Raw genomic sequence first — 5,484 nt, 5'->3', positions numbered from 1 at the left:
AGCTAAGCGACTTCCGTATCTCACAGGGGGAAACCCCCAACTACTTCAGGCGTTCTAGGGCTTAACTGCTGTGTTCGGCATGGGTACAGGTGTATCTCCTAGGCTATCATCACTTAACTTCTTTGATTGGTATTCCCCAATCACAATTGAATACCTATATTGTAACTCAAATCCTTACGCTTGTCAATATCGACTCTGGTTAAGTCCTCGGACGATTAGTATTGGTCCGCTCCACATGTCGCCATGCTTCCACTCCCAACCTATCTACCTCATCTTCTCTAAGGGTCCTTACTAACATAAAGTTATGGGAAATCTCATCTTGAGGGGGGGTTCACACTTAGATGCTTTCAGCGTTTATCCCGTCCATACATAGCTACCCAGCGATGCCTTTGGCAAGACAACTGGTACACCAGCGGTATGTCCACTCTGGTCCTCTCGTACTAGGAGCAGATCCTCTCAAATTTCCTACGCCCGCGACGGATAGGGACCGAACTGTCTCACGACGTTCTGAACCCAGCTCGCGTGCCGCTTTAATGGGCGAACAGCCCAACCCTTGGGACCGACTACAGCCCCAGGATGCGACGAGCCGACATCGAGGTGCCAAACCTCCCCGTCGATGTGAACTCTTGGGGGAGATAAGCCTGTTATCCCCAGGGTAGCTTTTATCCGTTGAGCGATGGCCCTTCCATACGGTACCACCGGATCACTAAGCCCGACTTTCGTCCCTGCTCGAGTTGTGGCTCTCGCAGTCAAGCTCCCTTATACCTTTACACTCTGCGATTGATTTCCAACCAATCTGAGGGAACCTTTGGGCGCCTCCGTTACACTTTAGGAGGCGACCGCCCCAGTCAAACTGCCCGTCAGACACTGTCTCCCTAGACGATTAGCCTAGTGGGTTAGAGTAACCATAACACAAGGGTAGTATCCCAACAGCGCCTCTACCGAAACTGGCGTCCCGATCTCATAGGCTCCTACCTATCCTGTACATGTGGTACAGTTACTCAATATCAAACTGCAGTAAAGCTCCATGGGGTCTTTCCGTCCTGTCGCGGGTAACCTGCATCTTCACAGGTACTAAAATTTCACCGAGTCTCTCGTTGAGACAGTGCCCAAATCATTACGCCTTTCGTGCGGGTCGGAACTTACCCGACAAGGAATTTCGCTACCTTAGGACCGTTATAGTTACGGCCGCCGTTTACTGGGGCTTCAATTCATACCTTCGCTTACGCTAAGCACTCCTCTTAACCTTCCAGCACCGGGCAGGCGTCACCCCCTATACATCATCTTACGATTTAGCAGAGAGCTGTGTTTTTGATAAACAGTTGCTTGGGCCTATTCACTGCGGCTCAGTAAAACTGAGCGCCCCTTCTCCCGAAGTTACGGGGCCATTTTGCCGAGTTCCTTAACGAGAGTTCTCTCGATCACCTGAGGCTACTCGCCTCGACTACCTGTGTCGGTTTGCGGTACGGGTAGAGTATAATTAAACGCTAGAAGCTTTTCTTGGCAGTGTGACGTCACTAACTTCGCTACTAATCTTCGCTCCCCATCACAGCTCAATGTTATAGAGATAAGCATTTGACTCATCTCACACCTCACTGCTTAGACAGGCACTTCCATTCGCCTGCTTTAGTTAGCCTACTGCGTCCCTCCATCACTATATACTCTAGTACAGGAATATCAACCTGTTGGCCATCGGATACACCATTCGGTCTCTCCTTAGGTCCCGACTAACCCAGGGCGGACGAGCCTTCCCCTGGAAACCTTAGTCTTACGGTGGACAGGATTCTCACCTGTCTTTCGCTACTCATACCGGCATTCTCACTTCTATACGCTCCAGCACTCCTCACGGTATGCCTTCGCCGCATATAGAACGCTCTCCTACCATGACACGTTTGTGTCATCCACAGCTTCGGTAATGTGTTTAGCCCCGGTACATTTTCGGCGCAGGGTCACTCGACTAGTGAGCTATTACGCACTCTTTGAATGAATAGCTGCTTCTAAGCTAACATCCTAGTTGTCTGTGCAACCCCACATCCTTTTCCACTTAACACATATTTTGGGACCTTAGCTGGTGGTCTGGGCTGTTTCCCTTTCGACTACGGATCTTAGCACTCGCAGTCTGACTGCCGACCTTATCTCATTGGCATTCGGAGTTTATCTGAAATCAGTAAACCGAGATGGCCCCCTCATCCAAACAGTGCTCTACCTCCAAGAGATCTTTTTGCCGACGCTAGCCCTAAAGCTATTTCGGAGAGAACCAGCTATCTCCAAGTTCGTTTGGAATTTCTCCGCTACCCACAAGTCATCCAAGCACTTTTCAACGTGCCCTGGTTCGGTCCTCCAGTGCGTCTTACCGCACCTTCAACCTGCTCATGGGTAGGTCACATGGTTTCGGGTCTACATCATGATACTAAGTCGCCCTATTAAGACTCGGTTTCCCTACGGCTCCGTCTCTTCAACTTAACCTCGCATCATAACGTAACTCGCCGGTTCATTCTACAAAAGGCACGCTCTCACCCATTAACGGGCTCGAACTTGTTGTAGGCACACGGTTTCAGGTTCTTTTTCACTCCCCTTCCGGGGTGCTTTTCACCTTTCCCTCACGGTACTGGTTCACTATCGGTCACTAGGGAGTATTTAGGGTTGGGAGATGGTCCTCCCAGATTCCGACGAGATTTCGCGTGTCTCGCCGTACTCAGGATTCTGCTAGGTATAAAGACTATTTCGAATACGGGGCTATTACCCTCTTTGGCTGACCTTCCCATGTCATTCTTCTATACTCTTTAAGTCCACAGCGCAGTCCTACAACCCCGAAGTGTAAACACTTCGGTTTGCCCTCCTGCCTCTTCGCTCGCCGCTACTAAGGCAATCGCTTTTGCTTTCTCTTCCTGCAGCTACTTAGATGTTTCAGTTCACTGCGTCTTCCTCCTCATCACCTTAACAGTGATGGGTACTAGCCATCAAGCTAGTGGGTTCCCCCATTCGGACACCCCTGGATCAATGCTTACTTACAGCTCCCCAAGGCATTTCGTCGTTCGTCACGTCCTTCTTCGGCTCCTAGTGCCAAGGCATCCACCGTGCGCCCTTATTAACTTAACCTTTAAAATTAATTTTTCGTATGTAACATACGCAGCGTTTCGGTTTATTTTCTTGTTACTATCTACAATCATCTATCACTAGATAATCGTGGAATTTGATATAGATATTCAATTGTCAATGGGCAATTCTAAGATACTAAGACCGTCCCAACTTGTTGGGCATTTCTGTAGAAAAACAGAAAACTGACGATGTGTCGTGCACACTAGGAAGTTTATCGGTTTGCCTAAGAAATAAGGTCGTGTTCATTGCTGAACGCTATCTTATTATTTTATCTAACCAAAGTTAGATATGGAGCCTAGCGGGATCGAACCGCTGACCTCCTGCGTGCAAAGCAGGCGCTCTCCCAGCTGAGCTAAGGCCCCGTACAGTAGCTTAAGTACTGCGGGTGTCATATATAGTCAAAATTGTACTCGGGTTAAAATCCTAGTGAAAATGATAAACTTCCTTGTGTGATAAACACACACCGTCAGTTTCCTATTTTCATACGGATTTCTTAACACCCTCTGTTACTTAATAAGACCACTCAAAATTAAAGAAGACGACGTACAGGTTCCGTAATCGTACTCGGACTAAAATTCTAGTGAAAATGATCAACTTCCTTGTGTGATAAACACACAGCGTCAGTTTCCTATTTTCATACGAATTTCTTAACGTCCTTAGTAACTTGATTATCCTTAGAAAGGAGGTGATCCAGCCGCACCTTCCGATACGGCTACCTTGTTACGACTTCACCCCAATCATCTATCCCACCTTAGGCGGCTGGCTCCTTAACGGTTACCTCACCGACTTCGGGTGTTACAAACTCTCGTGGTGTGACGGGCGGTGTGTACAAGGCCCGGGAACGTATTCACCGCGGCGTGCTGATCCGCGATTACTAGCGATTCCGACTTCATGGAGGCGAGTTGCAGCCTCCAATCCGAACTGAGATCGGCTTTAAGAGATTAGCTTGCCGTCACCGGCTTGCGACTCGTTGTACCGACCATTGTAGCACGTGTGTAGCCCAGGTCATAAGGGGCATGATGATTTGACGTCATCCCCACCTTCCTCCGGTTTATTACCGGCAGTCTCGCTAGAGTGCCCAACTCAATGATGGCAACTAACAATAGGGGTTGCGCTCGTTGCGGGACTTAACCCAACATCTCACGACACGAGCTGACGACAACCATGCACCACCTGTCACCGATGTACCGAAGTAAAATCCTATCTCTAGGACGGGCATCGGGATGTCAAGACCTGGTAAGGTTCTTCGCGTTGCTTCGAATTAAACCACATGCTCCACCGCTTGTGCGGGCCCCCGTCAATTCCTTTGAGTTTCAGCCTTGCGGCCGTACTCCCCAGGCGGAGTGCTTAATGCGTTAGCTGCGGCACTGAGTCCCGGAAAGGACCCAACACCTAGCACTCATCGTTTACGGCGTGGACTACCAGGGTATCTAATCCTGTTCGCTACCCACGCTTTCGAGCCTCAGTGTCAGTTACAGACCAGAGAGCCGCTTTCGCCACCGGTGTTCCTCCATATATCTACGCATTTCACCGCTACACATGGAATTCCACTCTCCCCTTCTGCACTCAAGTTCCCCAGTTTCCAGAGCGTACAATGGTTGAGCCACTGCCTTTTACTCCAGACTTAAGAAACCACCTGCGCTCGCTTTACGCCCAATAAATCCGGACAACGCTCGGGACCTACGTATTACCGCGGCTGCTGGCACGTAGTTAGCCGTCCCTTTCTGGTAAGATACCGTCACTTAGTAAACTTTCCACTCTTACTAACGTTCTTCTCTTACAACAGAGCTTTACGATCCGAAAACCTTCTTCACTCACGCGGCGTTGCTCGGTCAGGGTTCCCCCCATTGCCGAAGATTCCCTACTGCTGCCTCCCGTAGGAGTCTGGGCCGTGTCTCAGTCCCAGTGTGGCCGATCACCCTCTCAGGTCGGCTATGCATCGACGCCTTGGTGAGCCGTTACCCCACCAACTAGCTAATGCAACGCAGGTCCATCTCATAGTGAAGCAGTTGCTCCTTTCAAATGTCTAACATGTGTCAAACACTATTATGCGGTATTAGCTATCGTTTCCAATAGTTATCCCCCGCTATGAGGCAGGTTACCTACGCGTTACTCACCCGTTCGCGACTCAGTTCATTCAAATGTAGCAAGCTACGGTAGAATCAACTGCGTTCCACTTGCATGTATTAGGCACGCCGCCAGCGTTCGTCCTGAGCCAGGATCAAACTCTCATTAAAAGTTCTTTCTTGGTCAGTCATCACTGACTTATTGTTTTTTCATTGACGAAGTTATCTTCATAACTTCACCCTGCACGTTTGGTTCGTCTTCTTTAATTTTCAATGGTCTTCATCGCCTCCTTGCGAGACAACTATCTTAGTATATCAC

At 49.3% G+C, this 5,484-nt stretch carries 1 tRNA gene and 3 rRNA genes; all 4 read right to left on the bottom strand.

The features are described 5' to 3' along the window. Position 1 precedes the first annotated feature (1 nt). Positions 2-117, bottom strand: a 5S ribosomal RNA gene (gene rrf, locus ABID29_RS12035). A gap of 78 nt (positions 118-195) precedes the next feature. Next, positions 196-3,099 (bottom strand): 23S ribosomal RNA (locus tag ABID29_RS12030). A gap of 289 nt (positions 3,100-3,388) precedes the next feature. After that, a tRNA-Ala gene (locus ABID29_RS12025) sits at positions 3,389-3,461 on the bottom strand. 316 nt (positions 3,462-3,777) lie between these two features. Beyond that, positions 3,778-5,336 (bottom strand): 16S ribosomal RNA (locus ABID29_RS12020). The 16S, 23S and 5S rRNA genes sit together here with 1 tRNA gene alongside, the layout of an rRNA operon. Positions 5,337-5,484 lie beyond the last annotated feature (148 nt).

The sequence above is a fragment of the Streptococcus rupicaprae genome (assembly GCF_040545225.1).
Lineage (GTDB): Bacteria > Bacillota > Bacilli > Lactobacillales > Streptococcaceae > Streptococcus > Streptococcus rupicaprae.
Note: the sequence above shows the minus strand (reverse complement) of the source record. Positions and strands in the feature narration are given on the sequence as shown.